Source organism: Luteolibacter sp. Y139 (assembly GCF_038066715.1).
GTDB lineage: Bacteria > Verrucomicrobiota > Verrucomicrobiia > Verrucomicrobiales > Akkermansiaceae > Haloferula > Haloferula soli.
In genome coordinates this window covers 1-24,820 of the sequence record NZ_JBBUKT010000010.1, presented here as the reverse complement: position 1 = coordinate 24,820, position 24,820 = coordinate 1, and the positions used below count along the sequence as shown (strand labels likewise).

At 62.4% G+C, this 24,820-nt stretch carries 17 protein-coding genes and 1 pseudogene; 7 read left to right on the top strand and 11 right to left on the bottom strand.

Features of this window, described 5'->3' with window-relative positions; genetic code table 11:
- Nucleotides 1-59 precede the first annotated feature (59 nt).
- Genes WKV53_RS21385 through WKV53_RS21375 form a run of 3 tightly spaced genes read right to left on the bottom strand, consistent with a single transcriptional unit; the run spans nucleotide 60 to nucleotide 3,646 of the window.
- Nucleotides 60-470: a PIN domain-containing protein gene (locus tag WKV53_RS21385; protein ID WP_341406846.1), complete on the bottom strand. Its 411-nt coding sequence runs from the start codon at nucleotides 468-470 to the stop codon at nucleotides 60-62.
- Nucleotides 467-706 carry a plasmid mobilization protein gene (locus WKV53_RS21380; RefSeq protein WP_341406845.1) on the bottom strand — a complete coding sequence of 80 codons (240 nt, stop codon included), beginning with the start codon at nucleotides 704-706 and terminating at the stop codon, nucleotides 467-469. Before WKV53_RS21380 ends, WKV53_RS21385 begins: the two co-directional genes overlap by 4 nt.
- A 57-nt stretch (nucleotides 707-763) precedes the next feature.
- Nucleotides 764-3,646, bottom strand: a complete 2,883-nt coding sequence (locus WKV53_RS21375; protein WP_341406844.1) for a M16 family metallopeptidase — start codon at nucleotides 3,644-3,646, stop codon at nucleotides 764-766.
- Nucleotides 3,647-3,738: 92 nt separating this feature from the next.
- Here WKV53_RS21375 and WKV53_RS21370 point away from each other — a divergent pair, with 92 nt between their 5' ends.
- Nucleotides 3,739-5,562, top strand: coding sequence for a hypothetical protein (locus WKV53_RS21370; protein WP_341406843.1), 1,824 nt, complete (start codon nucleotides 3,739-3,741; stop codon nucleotides 5,560-5,562).
- 2 nt (nucleotides 5,563-5,564) lie between these two features.
- Here the strand turns inward: WKV53_RS21370 and WKV53_RS21365 are convergent, their stop codons facing one another.
- The 3 genes from WKV53_RS21365 to WKV53_RS21355 form a co-directional block, all read right to left on the bottom strand.
- Nucleotides 5,565-6,266, bottom strand: a complete 702-nt coding sequence (locus WKV53_RS21365; RefSeq protein ID WP_341406842.1) for a GNAT family N-acetyltransferase — start codon at nucleotides 6,264-6,266, stop codon at nucleotides 5,565-5,567.
- A 42-nt stretch (nucleotides 6,267-6,308) separates the two neighbouring features.
- Complete coding sequence (locus tag WKV53_RS21360; RefSeq protein ID WP_341406841.1) at nucleotides 6,309-6,779, bottom strand: GNAT family N-acetyltransferase; 471 nt, start codon at nucleotides 6,777-6,779, stop codon at nucleotides 6,309-6,311.
- A 136-nt stretch (nucleotides 6,780-6,915) separates the two neighbouring features.
- Nucleotides 6,916-7,890: a nucleotidyltransferase family protein gene (locus tag WKV53_RS21355; protein WP_341406840.1), complete on the bottom strand. Its 975-nt coding sequence runs from the start codon at nucleotides 7,888-7,890 to the stop codon at nucleotides 6,916-6,918.
- Between the two features lie 191 nt (nucleotides 7,891-8,081).
- On the opposite strand from WKV53_RS21355, the gene WKV53_RS21350 reads away from it, so the two are divergent.
- The 3 genes from WKV53_RS21350 (at nucleotide 8,082) to WKV53_RS21340 (ending at nucleotide 13,472) form a co-directional block, all read left to right on the top strand.
- Nucleotides 8,082-11,066 (top strand): DUF7133 domain-containing protein, encoded by a 2,985-nt coding sequence (locus tag WKV53_RS21350; RefSeq protein WP_341406839.1) that lies wholly within the window; start codon nucleotides 8,082-8,084, stop codon nucleotides 11,064-11,066.
- 287 nt (nucleotides 11,067-11,353) lie between these two features.
- Complete coding sequence (locus WKV53_RS21345) at nucleotides 11,354-11,737, top strand: BlaI/MecI/CopY family transcriptional regulator (protein ID WP_341406837.1); 384 nt, start codon at nucleotides 11,354-11,356, stop codon at nucleotides 11,735-11,737.
- 13 nt (nucleotides 11,738-11,750) lie between these two features.
- A complete protein-coding gene (locus tag WKV53_RS21340) occupies nucleotides 11,751-13,472 on the top strand; it encodes a M56 family metallopeptidase (RefSeq protein WP_341406836.1) in 1,722 nt (573 codons plus the stop codon).
- Between the two features lie 84 nt (nucleotides 13,473-13,556).
- Here WKV53_RS21340 and WKV53_RS21335 read toward each other — a convergent pair whose 3' ends face one another.
- Nucleotides 13,557-14,582 (bottom strand): DUF4419 domain-containing protein, encoded by a 1,026-nt coding sequence (locus WKV53_RS21335; protein WP_341406835.1) that lies wholly within the window; start codon nucleotides 14,580-14,582, stop codon nucleotides 13,557-13,559.
- A 22-nt stretch (nucleotides 14,583-14,604) separates the two neighbouring features.
- Nucleotides 14,605-18,072: a DNA polymerase III subunit alpha gene (gene dnaE, locus WKV53_RS21330; RefSeq protein ID WP_341406834.1), complete on the bottom strand. Its 3,468-nt coding sequence runs from the start codon at nucleotides 18,070-18,072 to the stop codon at nucleotides 14,605-14,607.
- Between the two features lie 102 nt (nucleotides 18,073-18,174).
- On the opposite strand from dnaE, the gene WKV53_RS21325 reads away from it, so the two are divergent.
- The 3 genes from WKV53_RS21325 (at nucleotide 18,175) to gloA2 (ending at nucleotide 22,741) form a co-directional block, all read left to right on the top strand.
- Nucleotides 18,175-20,229 (top strand): hypothetical protein, encoded by a 2,055-nt coding sequence (locus WKV53_RS21325; protein WP_341406833.1) that lies wholly within the window; start codon nucleotides 18,175-18,177, stop codon nucleotides 20,227-20,229.
- Nucleotides 20,230-20,307: 78 nt separating this feature from the next.
- The gene (locus tag WKV53_RS21320) at nucleotides 20,308-22,326 is read left to right on the top strand and encodes a hypothetical protein (protein WP_341406832.1); all 2,019 of its coding nucleotides are present in this window, start codon (nucleotides 20,308-20,310) and stop codon (nucleotides 22,324-22,326) included.
- A 28-nt stretch (nucleotides 22,327-22,354) separates the two neighbouring features.
- Complete coding sequence (gene gloA2, locus WKV53_RS21315) at nucleotides 22,355-22,741, top strand: SMU1112c/YaeR family gloxylase I-like metalloprotein (RefSeq protein WP_341406831.1); 387 nt, start codon at nucleotides 22,355-22,357, stop codon at nucleotides 22,739-22,741.
- On the opposite strand, the gene WKV53_RS21310 is transcribed toward gloA2, so the two are convergent.
- The 3 genes and pseudogenes from WKV53_RS21310 to WKV53_RS21300 all read right to left on the bottom strand — a co-directional run.
- Nucleotides 22,738-23,619, bottom strand: coding sequence for an HvfC/BufC family peptide modification chaperone (locus WKV53_RS21310; protein ID WP_341406830.1), 882 nt, complete (start codon nucleotides 23,617-23,619; stop codon nucleotides 22,738-22,740). The two genes, gloA2 and WKV53_RS21310, sit on opposite strands and share 4 nt — an antisense overlap.
- Nucleotides 23,606-24,469, bottom strand: coding sequence for an MNIO family bufferin maturase (bufB, locus tag WKV53_RS21305; RefSeq protein WP_341406829.1), 864 nt, complete (start codon nucleotides 24,467-24,469; stop codon nucleotides 23,606-23,608). Before bufB ends, WKV53_RS21310 begins: the two co-directional genes overlap by 14 nt.
- A 144-nt stretch (nucleotides 24,470-24,613) precedes the next feature.
- Nucleotides 24,614-24,820 (bottom strand): annotated as a pseudogene (locus tag WKV53_RS21300) (hypothetical protein); the annotation flags it as partial.

The following is a 24,820-nucleotide window of genomic DNA, read 5'->3' as shown; positions in this document are numbered from 1 at the left end:
GCAATCTGATACCAGAGCTTAACCGCCTCGTAGGGGGCACGACAAGCATGTGCACCCAGCTACACGGACGGAATCACGAAGGCGCCGGGTATTCCGAGATCTAGAGTCGCCAGTTCGGCACCGTGACGCGCCGCCAACGCCAGCAAGTGCGCATCGGTTGTTCGCGAGGCTCCCGCGCACCAATTCGCAAATCCCATGGTCGACGACTGATCATCTGGCAGGAACGCATGAGACCCGCCCAATGAGCCGATCATGGATTGCAGCGTCTTCACGGCGTCTTCCACGGTCAGACGTCCGGCAGCACGCTGGAGAGAGACACGGACAAAACCAAGTTCCGGGATGGATGATGTCACCAGGGAATCACTGGTCGACGACTTCGTCGACGCGATCCATCTGACAACCCGCTTGTGGTCGGCGTGATCCGCCCAGCCCCACGCGACCAGCACATTGACATCGAGCAGGTAGTTCACGGGAAATCAGCGAGCATCTCGCGCACGGCTTCCGTGGTCAGTGGCTCGGCTCCAGCCAATGGAGCAAAGATCTCCGCACCGGTGAATTCGCAGCGGATTTTCTCCACCACTTCACCTGGCTCATTTCCCATCGCACGACGACGAAGGAATTCGGAGACCGTGACGCCGGCGAGCTTCGCTTGTCGGCGAATCTCCCTCGCCTCGTCCTCGCTCACTTTGAAGCTCAAGGTGGTCATCGGTATTACCGTATTACAGATATTTCCCCATTTCAAGTCTGTTCACCCAGCCGCCCCTCACTCATCCACCCGCAACTCCACCACCGCCTCCACATCCAACACCCGCTGCGCCAGTTCCCGCACCGAGCTCTCCATCCCTGCCAAGGCCGCCGGATCGAGCTGCTCGGGAACAGGCATCCGGACCGGTGCCTGAAGATTCGCCAAGACCGCCGACGGGCTGCGATTCCGGCGGGCGATGGTGCGCGGCAGAGGACGCAGCGCGCGCTGGAATTCATCCCAGGTCCACCCCTTCATGCGGAAATTCGCTATCATCTCCCGCAGGGTGGCCGACGTTTCCTCCGCGTGGCCTTCCTGACAAGCGACGCGCACCTCCAGCCACTCGATGCCATCCTTCACCGGCCAGCTCCGCATCACCATCGGCGCATAGCTCTCCCCTCGCTCTTCCCGCATCACCTGGCGAACCCGGAGCTGCAGAAGCTCCTCTAGCAAACGTCGCCGCAGCATCTCTTCCGCATCGCCAGCCGGCCCCAGCGGAAACGAAAGCGTGACCAAAGCCGCCGCCTCCGGCGCATCCAGCGGCAGGCGGGTGACGCCCGGCCCGGTCACCGGCGGCGGCGGAAACGGACTCGGCGCGTCCCACGGCGGCCGCTCCGGCAAGGCCCCGAAACTCGCGGCCACCGCCGTCAACGCGGCCTCCGGCTCGAAGTCACCGGCGAGACTCACGCACACACGCTCGCCCGCCAGCTGCGGAAGCAGCCAATCCGCGACCTGGCTGCTGTCCGACTCCATCAGCCCATCCGGATAGAGCTCGAAGCGCGGATCTCTGCCGGTGTGTTGCCGCCAGCGCTCCCTCGTCGAGGCGCTGAAAAAACTGCGCACGTTTTCCTCCCACGCCTTGGTGTGAGCGCTCGGCTTCCAGACCGGCGAATGGGTGGCGAGACCGGGTCGCTGCACCAGCGCGGCCAGCAGATCCAATTGGCGGCGGAGCTGGCTGCGATCGGTTTCCCCTTCCCATTGCAACGAATCCGACTGCGCGCCGAAGAAACGGCTGACGTCCTCGTCGGCAAGCGCCGCAGTGAGCTTCAGATCATCCCAGCCCTCCAGTGGATACCAGCGGCAGAGCGACCGGGCCGCCGTCGCCAGTGCGGCCTTTCCCGGCGGCAAGGACTGCCGGCCATAGCCCACATCCACCTGCACTTGGACAAAGCCTCCGAGCGAAGGAATGGGCGCCAGCCGCACCAAGACGTGATTCGATAGCTCCGCTTCCAGATAGCCGCGGCTCTCCTCCAATTGGCGACGGATGATCTTGCCCGGCGGGCCGATGGGCTCCGGAGCCCACCTCGTGGCTTCCGTTCCCTGAATCATCCCCGACGCCGGGTCGCTCATGGCACGAGTCGCCGTGCTGGACAGCCACTCGTCTTTGGAAAGATCGGCTGGGCCACTGAATAGGATGCGCAACGGCATCGGCCACTCTGCCTTCAAAACAGCCTCGCACTCTTCCCTCGTGATCGTCGCTAGATCCGCTTGCGAGCGATTCAGCTCATCCTCCGGCAACTCCACCAGCCGGCCGGTCCGCGCGCCATCGGCCAAGCGCGTCGCAAGATCTGCCGTGCTATCGATCAGGCGCGATAGCAATGCCTGCCGCAGTTCATGCCGGATCTCTCCGCGTGCCTCTGCGAATTCCGTCGGATGAAATCCACTCGCCACCGCTCCCCTCAAGCCAAGGATCAGCGGCCTCAGGATCCGCCGCGTATCCTGCCGGCTCGCGGTGGCGGATACTTGAAACCACCGCATTCCCGGCATCACTTCCACCCCTGCCCCCTCAGGCGGTGATCCGGCGATATCCCTGCCTTGGAACTCCCGCTTGAGGCGGTGCTCTAACATCTCAAGCGCCACCCATCGCACCAACTCGTCGCGCCGCTTGCCGAGGCTGTCCGGCTCGCGGTCGATCGGACGCGGCGAAGCAAGCGTCAGCGTGACCTGCTTCGTCGTTTCATCGTCCACGAACGCGACCGGCGCGGAGCTGGCGGCCATCGGGTCACCGAGTGCAGGCTCGGCAGGCGCCGGTCTCGCCGGGATCTCCGCAAAGTGCCGCCGCAGCCGCTCGATCATCGGCCCTGCTTTCAAGTCGCCCACCGCCACCACCACCATCCGCGAGGGCACGTAGTTGCGATTCCAGAAGTTCCACAGCGCCGCACGACTCGCACTCTCGATCGACTCCTTCGTGCCGCCCGGTGAACGTTTCAATGCCGGCACGCCCGGCAACAGCGCAGCGGCTTTCCGGAAAAACTTCGTGCTCCCCGGCTTCTCTTCCAGCTCCCGCAACACCACCCGTCGTTCATCATCCACCGTCGCGTCTGAAAAAGTGATGCCGCCCGCAGTGCGGCTCAGAAAGCTGCAGGCAATATCCAGCGCCGCATCATCGGCCGCCGGCAGATCGAGCTGATACAGCGTGTGATCGAGCCCGGTGTGGGCATTCGTGTCCGCCCCGGTCGCCAGGCCGAGCCGCTCGAAGACCTCCATCGCCTTCCCCTGTCCCGTCTCTTGAAACGCGAGGTGCTCGATGAAGTGGGCATAACCGTCCTCTCCCGGTCCCTCATGCATCGATCCCGCCAGCACCAGCAAGCGCAAGCTCACCTCACCCGGCCCCGCCGGATGCTCCATCACCAGGTAGCGGATCCCATTCTCGAATGCCCCCGACTGCTGCGCCGGATCCGCCCGCAGTTCATCCGGCGGCGGCCGTTGGATCGCGAAGCGCTTCGACCACCCCGCGATGTCCTCCGTCCCTGCCTTCCTCACCTTCGTCAACCGGGAAGCCTGGGCAGGAGCCGCCTCCACTCCGCCATCCTCATGCCGGCAGGTCCCCATCACCAAAGCCACGCCCGCCACCACCGCCACGGCGGCCAGCCAACGCGAACGGCGGGAGCGAAACAGAATCACGCCTACCTGTGTGACGAATCCGCTGCCGGGTGTCAAAGATCCCCACGAAGTTTGGCGATGACCTTTTCCATGGCCATGCATAACTTGGAGCCATGCGTTTCCCCTCCTCGCGCCATCGCATCCCTTCGCTGCGGATCACGGTAGCGACGCTGGCATTGGCGGCCACCGCATCATCCCAGCTCACGCCAGATCAGATCAAGGCGCGCGAAACCCAAGGGCGGGAGGCCCTCAAGAACCGCCACACCGTCGATGAATATGGTGATTTTGGCGTGGCCAGAAGTATATCGACCTTTCCGATCACGGAACTCTCAAGGGAGCTGAAAGTGAAAGCCGGAGCGGTTTCACTCTTTCCCGACCTGAAGGACCACGGCGGTGAAAGGACTGCGGTCTACCTCCTGAACGCGACCGACAAGCCCCTGAAAAACGCCGATTCCAATTTCCTCCGCTGCTTCGCGGAGGTGAAGGACGGCGACCACTGGCGGAGTTGCCACGACAACTCCATCGACTGCGGAGTGGGGATGATGCCACCACAGGATCTGGCACCCGGCCACGGGAAGCTGCTCCTTGGATGGGACCCGGCCGTCGGAGACATGACCGGCGAGTTGCGATATTGTGTCCAACTCCGTGATCACCGGCCCGTCGTCTCGGCATCCTTCAAGGGACACTACAGTTCGGAGCAATTGAATCGCGCGAGCCCACCCCGGGGCTTCGCCGGGAAAGCCATCGCCAACGGGCTCGATGGCAAGGACTGGAATTCGCCGGAATACATCTCAAGCGACCTGACCCACTCTCCCGAAGAATGCCTCGCCGCGGCCGAGCTCGACCGGGTCTACGACGAGTCACCCCTGACCAAGGCAGCCTTGGTCCGCTGGAAAACAACTCCCGTGACCGGAGAAGAGATGGCCCGATGCCACGCAGTGGTGGAAAAGCTCCTGCGACAGCCATGGAAAAAAAACTGGCTGGATGCACCCGCCCTGTTTCGGCGCGGCCACGCAGCGCTTATCCGTCCTCGTGGGCAGGCGGAGTTCGGTTCGCCGGAGAACTGCCGCGCCCTCGTATGGCGTTATCTGCGAAGCGTTCCGGTCTACGGCGTCCCGATCAACGTGAATCCGGCCCGCTGGGAGCAACTCGAAGCGATCCGGCTTTCCGGAAATCCATGGGGCGTCGATCACAAGCTCGCGGCCGCCCTGCTGGAGGAAGCCATCGCAAGCCTGCGGTCACCGGATGCCGCCGAGCGGGAAGCCGCAGGTTCCTTCCTGGAAGGTGAATGGATCACACCGGACTATCTGCCTGACGAGCGTTGGTCGTTCATCATGGAACAAGATGCCGCCAGCGCCCGGATTTCGGCGTTCCGCGCCCTGAAGCGGCGGGGAAAAATCCAGCAAGCTAACAAGTGGCTGGGGTATCATTTGGATCTGCCTCCCAAGGAGCTCGCGTGGCTATGGCCAGCCTCCGTCGAGGAGGAGGGAAAACTTGCCGGATGGGAACTGGCGATCGCCTTGCATCTCTTGGAGACTTCACCTCTCGATGCCGCCAGCCCCCTGTGGCAGAGGCGAAATAAGATCGAGGAGGCCGGAGGAAAGTTGCCGGCGGAACTCTGCCAACCCTTGCGCCGGTTCCTGGCGAAAGAGGCGGAAGAAAAGCGACTCGCAGGATCACCTCCACCAGAGCCAGGAGTAATGGGATATGCTGATTCTCAGGTCTGCGATCTCGATAGCCTGCTCCGCTTGCTTGCGGCTTGGGAAGATCCCGCCGACACCCCTTTGATCAGAAGCTACCTCGCGCATCCCGCAGCAAGCTACTGGGAAGCCCCGCTCACCCGCGATTACACCTTGAGGTCCACGGCAGCCAAGCTTCTCAAGGAGCGCAACGAAAACGTGCCGGAGGGTATCGTTTTCGAAGAGCTGGTGAAGTGAACTCACGGCACCGGTGCCAGCCTCACCGCCATCGACGTCGCATAGCGTTGAAACCCGAGCGCTTCAGCGATGCGGATCGATGGCGTGTTCGCATCCAGCGTCCGATACTGCGCGAGCAGGCCATTCGTGAGGGCTCGACGCGCAAGATGGGCAACGGCACTGCGGCCAAAGCCCCGCCCCCGATAACCGGGATGCGTGACGATGTAGAGGTGAGCAATGGTCTCGCCCCATGTTTCATATCCTGCGAGTGCGACCAGTTGGCCATCGTGGAAGACCCCCGAGCAAGGAACTTCAAGGGATGATCCTCCATGATCCCATTCCTCTTCGCCGCAGGCTTCACGAAGATCCTTCACGGCAGCGGCGTCAGCTTCATTCAAGGCGCGGGCTTGCGAATCATCGCCGCAAATCTCCGTCGTGTAGCCGAGATACGCAGGACCAAGCACCAAGGCTGCAACCGGTGCGAGCGCCGCAGCGAATTGCTCCGGCGTGCAGCCGTTCTCCAGACCTGCGAGCAACCCACGAAGCTCTTCCTCGCGATCCGGCGGCACCGACACGGTCGCCGTTCCATCGCGAAACAATCCCAGCGCTCCGCTATAGCCGCGCAGTTCCTCGCCATGGGTGACGACATCGAACGGCTTTGTTAGAAGCTGATCCGGCAAGCAATTCAGGTGACCTGCCCAGTAACGGTCTGCGGTGGAAAACACACTTCCCTCCTAACAACCCAACCCCGGATCAGCGAGAATCAATCACCGCTCCCCCAGCCCATGCTTGATGAACCGCCGCGCCTCCACCGCATAGCCCAGCCGCACGTAAAACGCATGCGCCCCCGGCCGATGATCGCCACTCGTGAGTTCCATCCGCTCGCACCCCTGCTTGCGCGCGAAGGCTTCAGCCTCTTCCACCAGTTGCCGGCCGATTCCCCGCCCGCGCATTTCGTCGGCCACCACCAGCGCCGTGATTCTCCCCAACGCCGCATCGGAAATCAGCGTGGGCACGCAATGCACCGCCACCACGCCAACGATGCGTTCATCCATCGTCGCCACCACAATCGATAGCCCCGGCACATCCGCGCAGGCTGAAATGCGGCGGACAACGGCTTCCGGTGCCGAAGGATAACCGAGTTCTGAAAGCAGCACTGACAGCTCCTCCGCATCTCTTGGTCCGGCAGGACGAAGGATCGCCGCAGGCGCTGCATCTTCGGAAGCAGGTGGCGTCATAGGATCGAGTGAAGCGACTCCGCGGGATCTATCAGATCCATCGTGGTCCGCACTCTCCGAGTGCGGCCGAAGTGAGATTGGAGCGGACTTTACCGATCGCTTCACCGACCTGTGAACCACACGTTGGGCGTGCGGACTACCAGGTCACGATCCGCGACTCGACAACCTCCCCCGCCCCAACCTTCGCCCCCGGCCACACGACCGAGTCCCGCACCACCGCCCCGGCACCAATTTCCGCCCGGGGCCCGATCACGCTCCGCTCAATCACGGCATCCGGCGCCACGACAGCCTCCGCATGAATCGCCGGAGCCAGCGCCAGCTCCCGATGCGCCGCAAGATAAGCCGCCGGATCTCCCAGATCCGCCCAGTGCCCGTCATCCAGCACGACCCCACCGAGTCGGCCCTGTTTGGCCAGCTCCAGAAAAGCCGGGATCACCGAAATCTTCTCCCTGCCCGGAATCAGCCCAAGCAGCTCCGGCGTGAAGCAATAGATCCCCGAGAACACGTGCGTTCCCTCGGCCCGTCCCAGCTTCCCGCGAATGTCGATCGCCTGCTCTCCATCGATCGCGATGTGCTTCGCATCCCCCTGCGACCGCAGCGCCAGCGTCACCGGATTCCCCGAGGCCTCGTGCGCCGCGATCAGCCGGTCGAGTGGCAGTGAGGAGAAAATGTCGCCATTGTGAATGAGCACGCTTTCGCCTCCAGCCCACGCCTCGATGTTCTTCACGCCGCCGCCTGTTTCCAGAACGTCCGGCTCATGGAAGAGATGCAACGGAAGTCCCTGCCAGGTTCCCTTCTTCGAAGGCAGACCGTTTCCACCCGCGATCCCCTCGCCATCCGTCTGCCATGCACCACCCACCCGCAGCCATTCTTCCGCCAAGTGGTGCGTATTGATCGCGAACTCCTCGATCCCCGCCGCGCGGCACGAGTCCATCGCCCACTCGATCAGCGGACGGTGGAAAAGCGGCACCAGCGGCTTTGGCAGCAGGTCGGTCAGCGGACGCAGCCGCGTGCCGAGACCGGCGCCCAGGAGGAAGGCCTTGCGAATCACCCGGCGGATTTGCGCGGCCAGCCCCCGCCGGGCAAGGGATTTCGTGACCAGTGAAAACACATTTTCGCCGGATCCGTTCTCCTCTGGAGGGTGAGAATCTCCCTTCGCCGCCGGCCTGCCCTGCCCGGCGGAAATTTGTCCTAACCCTCACCCATACGGGGAGGGTCACATTGGGAGCTTGAGAAATTTCCAGATTCAGTCCGTATTCGCCCCTGCCGATGCACCATTCCAGTCCTCTAATCGCACTTATCGTGACAGTAAGTTGCGTTTCCGCCGTCCCGGAAGGCTTCGTGATGAAGGAATTCGCCGGTCCGCCGGACGCCGACTATCCGACCGCCATCACCGCTGCCGCCAATGGCGACGTCTACGTCTCGTCCGACCAAAACGGCTCCCTGGGCCACAAGGAACACATGGGGCGGATCATCCGCTGCCGTGACAAGGACGGCGACGGCAAGGCGGACGAGTTCGTCAAGTTCGTCCCGGACGTGAATAGCCCGCGCGGCGGCCACATGGTCGGCGATACGCTTTACCTCATCCACCCGCCCTTCCTGAGCAGCTTCCGCGACAAGGACGGCGACGGCGTGGCGGACGAGAAAAAGGACCTCGTCACCGGTCTCGGCGGCGGCATCGAGCACCCGCGCGGTGCCGACCACACCACGAATGGCGTGCGCATGGGCATCGATGGCTGGCTCTACATCGCCGTCGGCGATTTCGGAGCCCACCCGGCCAAGGGCACCGATGGCTCCACCTACATCCTCCACGGCGGCGGTGTGCTCCGCGTGCGTCCGGATGGCTCGCAGATCGAGCCCTACGACCTGATGGTCCGCAATATCTGCGACACCGCCATCTCCCCCGAGCTCGATCTCTTCAGCCGCGACAATACGAACGACGGCAAGGGCTGGAACACCCGCTTCCACCACTTCACCCAGTTCGGCGATCACGGCTACCCGCGCCTCTATCAGAACTTCGCCGATGACGCGATCAAGCCTCTCGCCGACTACGGCGGTGGCTCCGGCACCGGCGCGCTCTGGCTCAGCGAGCCGGGCTTCCCGCCGCAGTTCACGGATGCACTGTTCTCCACCGACTGGACCACCGGCACCGTCCACTACCATCCGTGGAAGCGCGAAGGCGCGAGCTTCTCGATCGAGCAAAAGGACTTCGAAAAGCTGCCCCACGCAACCGATGTCGATGTGGATGGCAATTCCCACCTCTACCTCGCCGACTGGCGGAATGGTGGCTTCGACTACACGCCGGACCAGAAGGTCGGCAAGATCTTCCAGGTCACCTATCCCGGCCTGCCCGCCGCGAAGTATCAGGACGTGAACAAGGCCAGCGATGCCGAGCTCGTGAAGCTCATCGCTTCGCCGAGCGCCGTGCAGCGTCTGGAAACCCAGCGTGAGATCCTCAGCCGCGGCAAAAAGCCGGAATTCGCGGAAGGCATCTTCGCCGTCGCGAAGGATACCAAGCTCTCCGTGGGTGCCCGCACCGCTGCCGTGTGGACCTTCAAGCAGCTCTACGGGAAAGATAGTACCAAGTATCTGACCGAGCTCGCTGCCGACGAGACCATGCGCGAGCAAGCCCTGCGCGCCATGACCGACCGCAGCGGCGAACTCGCCGGCGTGCCGGTGAAGCTCTATGTGGATTCGCTGAAGGACAAGAACCCGCGCGTGGTGCTCCAGGCCCTGATCGGCCTCAACCGCCTCAAGGCAAAGGAAGCCGCTCCGGCGATCCTCGCCGCGTCGGGCGATTGGCGTGAGGAAGGCGTCTCGCCCCGCCTCAAGCTCACCGCCGTGCAAGTGCTCGCCACCCTCGGCAATATCCCGCCCTGCCTGAAGGCAGTCGAAGACACCGCCACCCGCAAGCTGGCGCTGCAGGCGCTCCAGAAGGTTCACACCATGGAAGTGGTGAATGGCCTGCTCGGCCTCTTCGGCAAGTCCGCCGACCTCGAGCTGCGCTACGATGTCCTCTCCGCCCTCGCCCGCCTCTATTTCCAGGAGAAGGAATGGGACCTGAAGAGCTGGTGGAACACCCGCCCCGATGACCGCGGCCCGTATTACGAGACCGAGGAATGGGAAGGCACCGCCAAGATCAAGCCGGCCATCGAAAAGGGCTTCGGCATGGTTTCCCCGGAGCGCCAGAACGCGCTGCTGGACATCCTCGGCAAGAACCGCCTGCCGGTCGCCGAGCTGAAACTCGCCGGCGTCGACCCGGTGATCGCCGCCCTCAGCGCGAAGGAGCTTAATCCGACCCAGCTCATGCTGCTCGTCTCCGCGGCGAAGGAGCCGAAGCGCCCCTTCCCGCAGCGTGTGGAAGCCTACAAGGCGCTCTCGAAAGGCGGCGAGGATTCGTCCATGCCGCACCGTCTCGCCGTGCTCGCCACCTGGAGTCAGGAAAAGAATGCACCAGCCGAAGCAGCCCAGCACATCAGCGACTTCGTCAATGCACCCGACCGTGGCAACCAGATCGGCGCCCTCCGCGACATCGCCGCGAAGCAAGGCAATGCCGTCAGTTGCATCGCGTGGAAGGCCATCCTCACCGTGCTGAATAGCCCGCTGGCCAAGCCCGAGGCGAAGAAGAAGATCAAGGAAGAGCTGGAGAAGACCCCGCGTGAAGTCGGCTTCTTCCAAGCCATCGCCGATCTCAAGATGTCCGGCTTCGACAAGCAGATCGAGGAAGGCATGAAGTGGGATAACTCCGAGCTGATCAATGCCGCGAAGGCCGCCAAGGAAGCCGTCGCCGCCGCCGGCCCCGGAGGCAAGAAGGTGGCTGAGCTGTCCGTCGCCGAAGTGGCCAAGGCCGCCATGACCGGCAAGGGTGATCCCGCTGTCGGAGCACGCCTCTTCACCGCACAGGGCTGCATCGCCTGCCACGCCATCGACCTGAAGGCCGAGCAAAAGGGTCCTTACCTCGGTGCTGCCGGTGCCAAGTTCACCCGCGACTACCTCATCGATTCCGTCCTCGAGCCCAGCAAGGTCGTGGCCCAGGGCTTCCAGACCTCGATGCTCAAGCTCAAGGATGGCACCGCCAAGATGGGCTTCGTCACCGCTGAAGTCGACGGCGTCGTCGAAGTCCGCGACATCACCGGCCAGGTCGCCAAGATCAAGCGCGAGGACATCACCGAGGAGACTCACATGCCCTCCTCCATGATGCCCCCCGGCCTCGCCGCCGGCCTCTCGGTCGAGGACTTCACCTCGCTCATCGAGTATCTCTCCTCGCTGAAGTCGACGGGCGGCTGATCTCCACAAGATCATCGACCTGCCAAGTCTCAGAAGGCCGCCCGGAAACGGGCGGCCTTCTTTTTTCAAAAGCCAAGCACTCTACAGCCCCAACGGGGCGAGATCCCTTAGCCCAGCCCATCGGGCTGGGTCTCCAGCCCGCAAATCAAGGCGGCCTGAAGGGCGGCGAGACGTGCGCGGCGCGCCCTTGTCGAAAAACTCAAAACCACCGCGAGCGCCACATTTTCACCACCCACCACAATTGTAGTGGACAACCCCACTACAATTGTGGTGAATGCACTCAAGCCATGAACGCACCGAACATTTCCGAATCCGAATGGGCCGTCATGGAAGTGCTCTGGGACCACTCTCCCCGCACCGCTTCCGAGATCGCCAAGACTCTCCGCGAGAAAACCTCCTGGGCCGAAAACACCGTTCGCACCCTCCTCACCCGCTTGGTCGAAAAAGGCGCACTCGCCATCGAAGAGCAAACCGGCTCACCGAAACTCTACTCCCCCGCCATCAAACGCGAAGCCTGCGTCCGGGCCGAGAGCGAGTCCTTCCTCGAACGCATCTTCCAAGGAGCCGCGAAACCGCTGCTCGTCCACTTCGCCAAGAATGCCCGGCTCACCCCGGACGAGGTCAAAGAGCTGAAGAAGCTCCTCGATCAATCGACCCAGAACAAATCCTGAATCCCCGAAAACCATGAACCTGTTAGAGACTGTATTCGAATGGGTGGTCTCGACCACCATCCGCGCCTCGCTGGTCGCCGTCGCGATCCTCGCGATCCAGATGATGCTGCGTCCCTGGCTGCCCGCCAAGTGGCGGCACCCGCTGTGGCTGCCCTTGCTATTGGTAATGGTGCTCCCCTTCGTGCCGGCGCTCCCGGTGCATCTGATTCCCGCACGTCATGCGACTCCTCCGGCAGCCGCTCCGGTGACATTGCAAGCCTCCCCTGCGAACACCGGTGCTGAACAAGCCCCTGTGGCAACGACTACCGCCATCGCCTCTAACAACGTCGCGCTTCTCCCGACCCTCTGGCTCGCCGGCCTCCTCATCACCATGACCGCCGGCATCACCGGCTATCGTTTGAAGCTCACATCCATCCGCACCCACGCCCTCACTCCTGATCCTGACTTGCAGGAGGAAATCGAGGCCGCAAGCAAGGCCGCCGGCCTCTCGAAAGCCCCCCTCGTCTGGCTCTCCCGCGAGGTGGAAAGCCCCGCCGTCTCCGGTCTGCTCCGCCCCGTGCTCCTGCTACCCGCTGGATTCTCGGCGACCTTCACCGCCACGGAAACGCGCCTGATCCTCCTGCACGAGTTCAGCCACATCAAACGCCACGACCTCGCCCAAAACTGGCTCCTCTTCGCCCTCCAATCCCTCCACTGGTTCAACCCCGTGATCTGGTTCGCCTTCGCCCGTCTGCGACAGGACCGCGAAACCGCCTGCGACGCCCGCGTCCTCGCCCTCGATTCACAGGACCGCCGCTCGGAATACGGCCACGCCCTTTTGAAGATGCAGGAACTCCCCGCGGTCCCCGGCCTTCGCCTCGGCTTCGTCGGACTCTTTGAAAATCTCTCCGGCCTCCGTTCGCGGATCTCGGACGTCGCCCGCTACCGCCGCAGCCATCCCGCATGGCAAGTCACCGGCAGCCTGCTCGTCGCCACCATCGCGCTCTTCGGCTCCACTCGAGCCCAGGAAAAGACCACTGCCGGCAACGAGGAAAAGACGACACCCACGCCCAAGAAAGAGGACGCCCCGCCAATGACCCCGGGCCAAGCCTACATTTCGAAGAAGCTGGATACTATCATCATCCCGCTGGCGTCCTTCGATGACACCTCACTGGAGGAATCCATCGACTTCATCCGCATCCGGAGCGTGCAGTTGGACGAGGGTGAGAAGGATCCCACGAAGAAGGGCATCAACTTCGTCATCCGCAAGGCGCGCGGCGCAGATGGTCAAGAAACGTGGACGCCGAATCGTTCGACGCTTCAATTGAAGAACGTCTCGCTCCGCCGGCTTCTTGAGGAAGTCGCCGAGCAATCGGGAACGAAGATGAAGATCGACGACTTCGCGATCACTCTCATTCCCAAAGGAGAAGTAGACCGCCCCGCCGATCCTCCGGCACCCCGCCCCGAGCCCCTGAAAGGCAAGGCCGCGGACGCCGCGCAGGAAATCATCATCCCGGTGGTCGATGTCGAGGACGTCACGCTCACCGAAATGGTGGACTTCCTGAACAAGCGATCGAAGGAACTGGCTGGCACGAAGGCCCCCGCCATCAATATCGGCCCCGGCACCAAAGGCGATACCAGGATCAAGGAGCTACGGCTGAAAAACGTCCCACTCGTCGAAGCAGCCCGCTATGTCGCCGAATCGACGAAGAATCAGCTCAGCGCGGACGACACCAGCATTCAGATCGGAAAGTAAGGAGCTTCACGATCGGGCGTGGCCGGCGGGGAGCGCCGGCCACGTTTTTTTGTCCATTGCTGCCGCAAGGCTTTCCCCTGCGGCCTATGTCCCCTCAGCGACGGCCCAACCGATGGCCGACCTCACTTCCAAGGTGCACGGATCCTGCGACACTCCGGCAAAGCCCGCGAACAGCTTCATCGGGATCTTAGTGTCGAGATAGTCCCACACGAATGGTGCAAGCGACATGCCCGACGGAAACCTATCACTGCAGATTCCTTCGTGAACGAGTCCCCCGACGCCCGCGTTGCGGAAAAGAAATGGCTCACCCGCCGGTCTTCCCTGGTCCTCCAGGTAGGGAAAGAACGCATTGATCCAGCCGCTGATGAACGGTCCGCCCGAGCTATCGTTGAATTTGTAGAAGGACCTCCAGAACTGCCGGTCCTGGTTCCCTTCGGCGGATCGGACGAACTCATCGAGCACCGGACGGAGCACGCGCACCCACCATTCGAAATCGAACTCGGCCAGTGCCTCGATCCGCTGGCGGATCATCCTCCAATCCTCCACTGTTCCCAGCAGGGTGATCCGCGGGATGCCGCAGCGGGTGACCACGGTGTAATCAAAGTAATGGCGCATGGCAGCCATCAGGACGATCTCCGATGCCGCCTTCTCGATCGGCCCTGTCGTGGAGAAGCCCGACACCAGCAGATCGCGGGTGCTGCCGACATATTCTCCGATCCTGTCCGAAAACTCGCTGAAGCAGCCCTGCCAATCGTTGTCAGGAGAGCCCTTGATGAACTCGTCCCGGAGCACGACGATCTCCACCTTGCCTTCATGGGCGACGAGCCGCTTCCTGAGATCCTCCGCATGCTGATCAACATGAAGGGCGAAGCCTTGGGCGATGCACAGCCACACATCGTCCGGTGAAAGCACCAACGGATGGTGATCCATGAAAGCGTAGTGGGCGGCCGCCACGAATCCGTTCACCCCGGCGTCTTCCACGAGCAGCGGCAAATTGCTCGCATACGCCTCCACGGGATGCTTGAGGCGAGACTGCAATGCCACACGCGGAGCGCTGGCAGGCAAAGGCTTCGTGCCCGGCTCCACATCGCTGACGTCAAAGGTGATCATGGCGAATCGCGGAGTTCATTGGTTACCCATCCATCCACCTCCCGAGCGCCCGATCCAGCACATCCGTCCGCTTCACCCGGAACTCCTCTCCCAGCTCTACCGTCGCACGGCGCCCCGCACTATTCTGGAAGTGCAGGAACACCGGAATCTTTCCAGGACTCGAGGAAATCGCCTCGCGGATGTCCTGCAAATCCCGCTCCGAGTGACGCGCGGTCCACAGCGTGAGTTCCACCGCGCCTTTGCTTGCTGTGCTACCGCGCGGCTTGAGCTCGTTGATCTCGGAGCCAGTCAGGCGTCGCGAATCGGTTCGATCATCCACTTGGATCTGCGCCTTGAAACGAATCACCTTCCCCGCAGCCAACACCCCGGCATCACGCGCGGGAACGAACGATTCGCCCCACATCACCACCTCGGCGGATCCGGTAAAGTCCTCCACCACCATCACCCCAAAGGGCTTGCCGCTCTTGGTCACCTTGCTCTCCAGCGTGCGGATCATCCCCGCAAACGGAAACCGGTCACGCGGATTGCTCACCTCGATCTCATCCAGCAAGCCGAGCTTCATGTATTTGTCCGAGTCCAGCACCCCACGGAATTTATCCAGCGGATGGCCCGTGACATAGAAGCCCAGCAGCTCCTTCTCGTGTGCGAGCCGGTCGTCCTTGCTCCACTCCTCCACCGCTACGACGGTCATCGTAGTAGCCTTGGGAGCGGCCCCGAAATCCATCGCATCGAACATCGACACCTGGCCTTGCGCCCGGTCCTTCTGCGCCGAGGACGCACTGGCCACGATCTGCTCCAGACGCGAGGTCATCCCCGCGCGCGTCTCATTCGTCCAGTCGAAGGCACCGGCCTTGATCAGGTTTTCCAGGATGCGCTTGTTCACCGCCTTTGAGTCGAGGCGGTTTGCAAAGTCCTCGATGGTCGTGAACACCCCATTCTTCTCGCGGTCGGCAATGGCCGTCGCCATCGCGCCTTCACCCACGTTCTTGATCGCGGCGAGGCCATAGCGGATCGCGAAAGCACCCGAGGCCAATTGCTCCGGCGCGAACCGCAGCTTCGACTTGTTCAAATCCGGCGGCAAAATCTCGATCCCCATCCGGTGACACTCCGCCACGAAAACGCCGATCTTGTCGGTGTTGTTGATTTCGTTCGAGAGCAAGCCGGACATGAACTCCACCGGGAAGTTCGCCTTCAGGTAAGCCGTCCAATACGAGATGTGACCGTAGCAAGCGGAGTGCGACTTGTTGAAGCCGTAGCCCGCGAACATCTCGATCTTCTCGAAGATCGCGTTGGCCAGCTTCTCATTGATATTGTTCACCCGCCCCGCGCCCTCGACGAATTTCGAGCGCTCCTCCGCCATCTTCTTCGGGTCCTTCTTACCCATCGCGCGTCGGAGAAGGTCCGCACCGCCGAGCGTGTAGCCCGCGAGCACCTTGGCCGCGTTTTGCACCTGCTCCTGGTAAATCATCACCCCGTAGGTGTTGCCGCAGACCTGCTCCAGCAGCGGGTGCTCGTAGAAGGGCTTCTTGCGCCCCTTCTTCACCTCGATCATCTGGTCGATGAACTGCATAGCGCCCGGTCGATAGAGCGCAAGAAGGTCGATGATGTCGTCGATCTTCTCGATCTGGTATTTCCGGCAGGTCTCAACCATGCCACCGGATTCCAGCTGGAACACACCCATCGTCTCGCCGCGGTTCAGGATGTCGAAGGTCGGCTGGTTATCGAGCGGCACCTTGTCGATCTCGAAGTCCGGCGTGTGAACGCGGATGTGCCCCACTGCATCCTGGATCACCGTAAGGTTCTTCAGGCCGAGGAAGTCCATCTTCAGCAGGCCCACCTCGGTGATCGCGCCCATGTCATACTGGGTCACGACTTCCCCCTCATTGCCGCGGGTCAGCGGCACGTGCTCGTCGAGCGAGCGGTCCCCGATCACGACGCCTGCCGCGTGAATGCCCACGTTTCGCGTCAGACCTTCCAGCTTCAGCGCATACTGCCACAGCTCTTGATAGGTCGAGGACGCCTCCACCATCTCCTTCAGCTCCGGCTTCGCCTCATACTCTCCCTTCAGCGTCACGCCCGGCTTGGCTTCGATCATCTTCGCCAGCCGGTCCGCATCACCATAGGAGACGCCCATCACCCGCGCCACGTCGCGCAACACGCTCTTCGCACCGAGGGTGCCGTAGGTGATGATGTGGGAAACACTACGTTCACCGTACTTCTGGCGCACGTAGTCGATGACCTCGGGCCGACGGCTCTGGCAAAAGTCGATATCGACGTCGGGCGGGCTGACACGCTCGGGATTCAGGAAGCGCTCGAACAGCAGGCCGAAATCCAGCGGACAGATATTCGTGATCCCCATCGCATAAGCGACCAGCGACCCCGCCGCCGAACCACGACCCGGCCCCACCGGAATATCATGATCCCGCGCCCACTGGATGAAGTCCGCCGTAATCAAGAAGTACGACGCGAACCCAAGCTGATTGATAATGTTCACCTCATACTTGAGGCGCTCCTGCACTTCCGGACTCGCCGCCCGCTCCGCCGTGTAACGCTTCAGCAGGCCTTCCTGACACCAGCGCATCAGATACTCCTCACGCGGCGAACCATCCGGCGAATCGAACTGCGGATACTTCTCCGAACTCGTCGAATCCAGCTTGATCTCCACATTGCAGCGCTCGGCGATCTCCAGCGTCGCATCACAAGCCCCTGGAATCTCCGCGAACAAGGCCCGCATCTCCTCCGCCGACTTGAAATACACCTCCGGCGTGTAGCGCATGCGGTTCTCGTCGATGATCAGTCGGCCGGTGCCGATGCAGATCATCACATCGTGCGCCTCATGGTCGCTGCGATTCACGAAGTGGACATCGTTCGCCGCCACCGGCTTCAGCCCGAACTCCGCCGCCAGCTTCAGCAGCCCCGGCGTGATCTTCCGCTGCGGCTCCAGACCATGATCGTGGATCTCCACGTAAACGTTCTCCTTGCCGTAGATATCCACCAGCTCCGCCATCGTCTCGCGGGCCTTCACTTCGTCGCCGAGCAACAGCCACTCATTGACCGGCCCCGAAATGCAGCCGGTGAGGCAAATCACGCCCTTCGCAAACTCCCGCAGCGCCTTCCGGTCCACCCGCGGCTTCCCATGGTAGAGCCCCTCCAGGTGCCCCCGCGAAACCAGCTTCTGCAAATTCGTCCACCCCTCATCCGTCTCCGCCAGCAGCGTCATGTGGCACGCCCGCTTGCGGCCCGGAATGTCTTTCTTGTCCTCCAGATTCTGCGGCGCCAGGTAGATCTCACACCCGAAAATCGGCTTCACCCCCGCCTTCTTGCAGGACTGGAAAAACTCGATCGCCCCGAAAAGGTTCCCGTGGTCCGTCATCGCCACCGCCGGCATCCCATACTCCTTCGCCTTCGCAGCCACCTCCTTGGTCCGGGCAAGCCCGTCGAGCAGCGAATATTCAGTGTGCAGGTGAAGGTGGACGAAGGAATCGGACATCGGAATCGGGCGCGCAGGAATTTGGACGCCCCGGCCCGGGGTGGCAAGGCAGCGCGCCACGATCCTTGATAGCTACGTGGAAAAACTGCTAACAGACCCACCGTGACCGACCCCGCCGAGCGATTCATCGAAGCCGCCGTCCGCCCCCTGGCGGACAATGCGGAGCTTCAGATGATGGCGGCCCAGGAGCTTCGCGCCGGTCTCCCTGCCGACCCCGCCCCCGAGGCGATTTCCTTCGAGGAGGCGACTGCCAATCTCACCAAGCCGCGAATCCCGCCTTGGATACTCAGGTCATGCCTCTTCCTGATCGTCGCCTTGGCCATTGCAGCGCTTCTTCCGACCGTGCGCGACTGCCTGAAAATACGCTTGGCGCTGCACGCTCTGATTTTTCGCGGTGAAGACCCAGTCCCCCTTTTGCCGGCACTAAACTTGGAGTGGCACCCTGTGGCCCGACTCCCGGCAACCTTCGGAGAACGCTCTCCCCAGCAGAGTCTCTTGTTGTTCGGCGACCTCTCGAAAAGACCGTGGCTCGATCGCTTTCAGGCCCTGCGAGACAGCACCCCGGCAGATCCGGCCTTGTTCGCTGACTATGCCCGCGCTTCCTACGAGGACTCCAAGGCTCTGCCCGCGAATTTCCTCACAAGCGCAGACCGGATCGATCCCGGCAATGGCTGGTACCAGCATTTGGCGGCAGGAGTCGCGGCTCGCAAGGTCACCAAGCTCAACGAGGTTCCCTACCATATCAGGAAAAAAGGCGGCTCGTTTCCCCCCTATCTCATCATCGACGCCCCGAAGGCCGCGGAAGCACTCGATCTCCTGCAACAGGCAGCGGCGATGCCACGCTACGAGACCTACGAAGACCGGATGCTACTGCAACGCCTCGCAGTCTTGCCACCGGGTGACAACTGGTGGGACCGGAAATTGGCCTACGACTATCTTCTCATCTATCGACCCGGCAGCTGGATCAGCTCTCGGCCCAATGAACTCGCCAAGCTCGTCGCCGCGCGCTCGTGGGAGCTTGCTTCCACCGGGGATCGCCATGGTTTGGAACAGTTGGCCTCCTCATGGGAGACCTGCGTCATTCGCGCAATCCAACACTCGGAATCCACGCCTCGCCAGATCGCCAACGCGAGCTATGGAGTGACCATCGCGTCTCACGCCATTTCCAAGGCAGCCCGGGACTTGGACCTTCCGGCTTTGGCAGCGCGCCACGAAGCGTGGCATGAGGCGATCAAGGCCCGGAACACGAAGCCCAACGAGCAGAACCTCGACCGAATCCGCGAGCGCGGCGGGCTGCAATTTGCCGATCTCTCTTGGACCAATGCCCCCTCCTTCAACGACTCCGAACTCGAGCCCGGTCGCCTGGCGGACCACTCCTTGATCCGGCGCTTCGCCTGTGCAGGGATGATTGCGGTCTTTGCCGTGGCCGCGTTCCTGCTGGCAGTCACGCGCTTTCTCCGCGGCAATCAGGCCCGGCGGCTCTCCCATTCGCTGAGCCACGTGCTACAACCGGTCGACTATGCTTGGATCCTCGGCGGCGGCGTGCTTCTGCCCTTCGCCGTGCTCCTGTTGCTCGACCAGGCGACTCCGCTGGGGCTGCAAGAATTTGGCATTCGGGCAAGCGGATGTCTCGAAGGCACCCTTCTACGATTCCTGATAACGGCGGCTGTGATGCTCACCTTCCCGATGCTGCTGGCAGGACGCAGGCTCGACATGCGTTTGCATTGCGTCGGCTGGAATCACAATACCGTTCGCGAGCGGTGGATTCTGGTGGGAGCCGCGGCTATCCCGGCGATCACCATTCTTGTGACCGCATTCCTCCGTGCATCGGCGCTATCCTCGACCGTGTTCCAGATCTTCTTCTGGGTCGCAGCAGCGATGGCACTCGGCTTCCTCGTGGCATTGCTGACCTGCGCCGTCGAGGCAAGGCGAAAGGTCTTGTTCTGGCTCGTCTGCGGACGGGCGGCACTCCCTGCCCAGCTCGTTGCGATCCTGCTGGCGGCATTGGCATCGTGGACCTTCCAAGCCCGGGAACTCCATTGGGTAAAAATGGATACAGTGAGCCGATGGGAACCCGGCATCCCCGCGACCTCTCTCCGTGAGTATCAGGCCGCCGAACAAATGCGGCGCGAACTGCTGGAAATCTTGAAACAATGAAAGGCCTGCTCGAACTCCTCGACGTAAAACCCTGAGAGGCCCCTTTCCCCATACCTCCAATCTGCTAGAGAATCGCCAATGCCCGACCCCGCCGAGCGCTTTATCGAAGCTGCCGTCCGCCCCCTGGCGGACAATGCGGAGCTTCAGCTAATGGCGGCCCAGGAGCTGCGGTCGGTCCTCTCGCAGGAATCCGGAGAACACCGGGGAGATTCGCTTGAGCAAGCCGCCGCGAATCTGGAGACGGCCCGGCCAAAATCGCGGGCCAAGGTCATCTTGTATGTCGCCGCAGCACTTGCCGTGGTTCTTGCCGCCATTCCGCTGGCACGGGACTACGTGCGACTCCGGCTCGCCTCCTATGATCTTTTTGCGATGACCGATCCGGCTGCAATCGGTTTGCCGGGCCTGCCCTTCGGCCCCGATATCGATCAAAAGGTTCCCGGACTTTTTGGCCCTCTAACGGCGCCTGAGCGCTTGCTGCTATTCGGCGATCCCTCGCAACCCAGCAAAGCCGATGTGATAAAAAGCCTGTGGGACAGCGACCCCGGAAACCCCGCGCTCTTTGCAGACTACGCCCGGACAGTCGCCTCCGGGCCAGACATTCCGCCCGATCTTCTCAAAACCGCAGACCGCCTGGATCCGCAGAATGCCTGGTTCCGCTACCTCGCGGCAGGAGCAAAGGCGCGGGGAAATATCAACGAACTCCCTGTCCCCTCCCACGTCCTCAAGCTGAATCCGAAAGCCCCGAGGTATCATATCTTCGATACCGCGGGCCAAGCGGAAGCCATCCGGCTTTTCCAGGAAGCCACCCGCCTTCCAAGCATGAAGTCGTATGAACACGAGCTTCTGCTCCAGCGCCTGAAAATTCTTCCTCCCGGAGACGATGTGCTCGGACGGAAGCTCACCGCGTCCTACCTCCACATGGTGGTGCCAAGAACAGGAGCAAGCTTCGGGCACCTTTCCCAAGCCATTGCCGCTCGCGCCGAGGAACTTGCCATCGCCGGTGATCGCGAGGGCTTTGTGGCACTCACGGATGCATGGGAAATCTTCGCCCGACGCTCGATCGGAAATGACGGTTCCATCCTTTTCCCATTCAGCTCCCTGCCCGCTTTCACACGGGCAGCCCGCATGCTCGGCCTTGCCTCGCAGGAGGCCCGATATTCGAGCCTTGAAGCAGCCATCGGGAAACGCAAGGAAGCCCAAAGTCAGCGCACGGACAAACTGGTGAAGCAATGGCGAGGGCTCGCGGAGGATGCAGGTGGAGGCATCCTTCTTGCCGGAGCCGCTGTGGAATCTCCGCCGCCGATCAGCTTGGCCGATCTCATCCCGGGCGAAATGGCCGCACGCGAGATGTGGCGGCGCATCGCCTCGGCCATGGTCGGCGTAGTCGTCCTCATGGTACTGCTGCTGGCTGCTGGAGGCCGCTTCACCCGAGGCAAGCAAGCACAGGCCCTTTCCGAGGCTCTGGTCCAAGTATTGCGTCCCTCCGATCACCGATGGATCGTGGGAGTCGGCATCATCCTCCCCATCGTGATTCATCTGCTTCTGGAGTGGCTGCTGCCCCTCACCACCGCATCGGCCACGCAGGAGGCTGGCCTCGCCACCTTTCTCAGATTCGGAGCCCTTGCCGGAGCGATCCTTCTTCTCCCCGCCCAATTCGCATCGCGACGGCTTGGCCTCCGCCTCGGTTGTTTGGGTTGGCCGCGTCCACGGGTCCTGTCGGTTGTCGCGAGTGCCACCATGATGACGATCGCCACCGCTACCGGATGGAGCCAGAGCGAAGGAGCGCATATCCTTGGAGGAACGCTTGTCATCGCACTGCTTGCCGTGATCATCATCAATCTCGCGGTGGGAGTTCCCACCTGCCCACGCCATCATGCCGTGCGCTTTCTCACTTGGGGACGCAGCCTCGTTCCCGCGTATGCCACGGGGCTTCTCTTGATGGCCCTGCTTGTCCCTTTCCATCACGCCCGGGAGAAGCATTGGACCAAGTTGAACGTCCTCACGAAGATCGAACCCCGCATTCCAGCGGCAAACCGCTACGAGTATGAGGTGGACCAGCAGGAGAGGAAGGACCTGCTTGAACTGCTGGATGCATAACCCTGAGAGACCGCGAACACCTGAAGCCATGAACCTCCTCCGCCTCCACCACGCCGCCATCATCGCCTCGGACTATCCGCGATCGAAGGCCTTCTACACCGAAATCCTGGGCCTCCGCATCATCGCCGAAACCTATCGCGAAGCCCGCGACTCCTGGAAGCTGGACCTCGAAATCGCCGATGGCACGCAAATCGAGCTCTTCTCCTTCCCCGATCCTCCGAAGCGACCGAGCTACCCGGAAGCCTGCGGCCTCCGCCACCTCGCCTTCACCGCGCCAGACGTCGCCGAAGCCGTGACTCTGTTAGAATCGAAAGGCGTGAAGGTAGAGCCCGTGAGAATCGACGAGCTAACCGGCAAGCGCTTCACCTTCTTCGCCGACCCCGACGGCCTGCCGCTGGAACTCTACGAGGCCTAATCCTCCATCGCCCGCGCCTGCGAGCCCATCTTGTCCACACCGCTCCAATCATCATCCTGCGGAACAAGCTCGATCACCTCGCTCCCCCGCGCCGTGATCCAGCCGCGCGATTGCCAGTCGGCAAACCACCCTTGCACCTCCTCCGGCGTCGGCTCCGGCTCCACCGGATCCGCGAACAGCTCTTCCAGCGAACGCCCCTCTTTCAACCGCCCTAACAAAACAAACTCCACCGCATCCAGCCGTTGCATGTGAGCGCCCTTCGGCCCCCGCCACACCGCCACCCGCGTCACCTCCTCCTCACACGGCTCGAAGCTCTCCCACGCATAACAAAGATCCGCCGGCACCGGCATCTCAAGCAATCGCACATGCGGCTGCAGCTCCAGCACCTCGCTCGCGATCCGCTCCGGCGGCAATGGCTCGCGCTCCGCCGCCTCGAACGTCTCCATCGCCGCATACTCCAGCTCCGCCACCGCGGTGAACCAGCGACGACGCATCGCATCGATCCCCTCCCATCCGGAAACGAACCGCGCCACCGCCCGCCCCAAATGCCGCAGCGTGTAGCTCTCCGAAGGAAACGCCTGCAAATACCCCTCTAACAAACTCCAGAAAGTCTCCTCCCCCGCCATTCTCCGCAGCACCGGAAAATCATCCGCCACCGAATCCAGCACGCGGAACCAGTACTGCCGGTGATAAAGCTCCAGCCGCTCCGCCGAGGACAGGTTCTCGCCCGCCTTCATCAGCTCGTCCGCCTTCGCCAGGAACTCCGGCAAATGCCCCTCGCTGCATGGCGGTAGCTCCGTGCTCCGCCGGCTCGTCCCCCGCAGCGGCATGTGCAGCGCGGCGAAGAACTCCCGCTGGATCTCTTCAAGCGGCTTCATGCTCTTCCTTCTTCGCCAAGGCCGACTCGCGCCACGCCTCCGACTTCTTCGCCTCCGTCCACACTTCATCGAACGATGGAATGCGCCCGTCCCACTCTAACAAAGTCGCCACCGGCCCGCAGCGCTCGATCGCCCGCTCATAGAGCTTCCACACCGGATCGACCACCGGATGGTCATGCGTGTCCACGATGAACCGCTCATAGCGCGAATGCCCCGCGATGTGGATCTGCGCCACCCGCTCCGGCGGCACGAAATTCACATACTCCATCGCATCGAACCCGTTGTTCACCGAGGAAACGTAGATGTTGTTCACGTCTAACAGAATCCCCACGTCCGCCAGCTCCGTGACCTCAGCCAGGAACTCCCACTCGGTCATCTCGTTGCCGTTGAACTCGCCGTAGCTGCTCACGTTCTCCATCGCCAGCGGCACCTCCAGGAAGTCCTGGATGATCCGCAGATTCTCCGCCGTTTTCCGAGCCGCTTCGAAAGTGAAGGGAATTGGCAGCAGGTCATGGCTCATGCTGCCATCCACGCTGCCCCAGCACAGGTGATCGGAAAGCCACGGCGTCTTCGTCCGCCGCACCAGCCGCTTGAGCCGGCGCAGATGGTCGAATTTCACGCCGCCTGCATCCCCCGGATACATCCCCACGCCATGCTGGACCACACGGTATTGATCTAGGATCTGATCGAGCACCGCGAGCGCCCGCCCGCCTTCCACCATGTAGTTCTCCGAAATGATCTCGAACCACCCGACCGCCGGCTTCTCCGCCAGGATGTGGTTGTAGTGCGGCACCCGCAGGCCGATGCCCGTAGCCAGTTCCACGCCTGCCGTGAATCGCGAGCCGCTCATAGGAATCGAGAAACCAGATACAATAGACCAGAAACCAGATCGGAGTAAAGGAGAGCGTCCACCCGGGCCTCTGGCTTCTTTGCTTAAAGACGGAAAAACCCCGCGGCACCGAAATGGCCGCGGGGCGATCCGTGGAACGGAAAATCAGAGAATCGCGAGCTTCTCTTCCTTCTTCTCCTTGTCCTTGTCAGGGCAGTCGTCCTTGTCCTTGTCCTTGCCGCCGGACATCACGAGTTCTTCCTTCTTCTTCTCCTTGTCCTTGTCCTTGTCGGGGCAGTCATCCTTGTCCTTGTCCTTGCCGCCGGACATCACGAGTTCTTCCTTCTTCTTCTCCTTGTCCTTGTCGGGGCA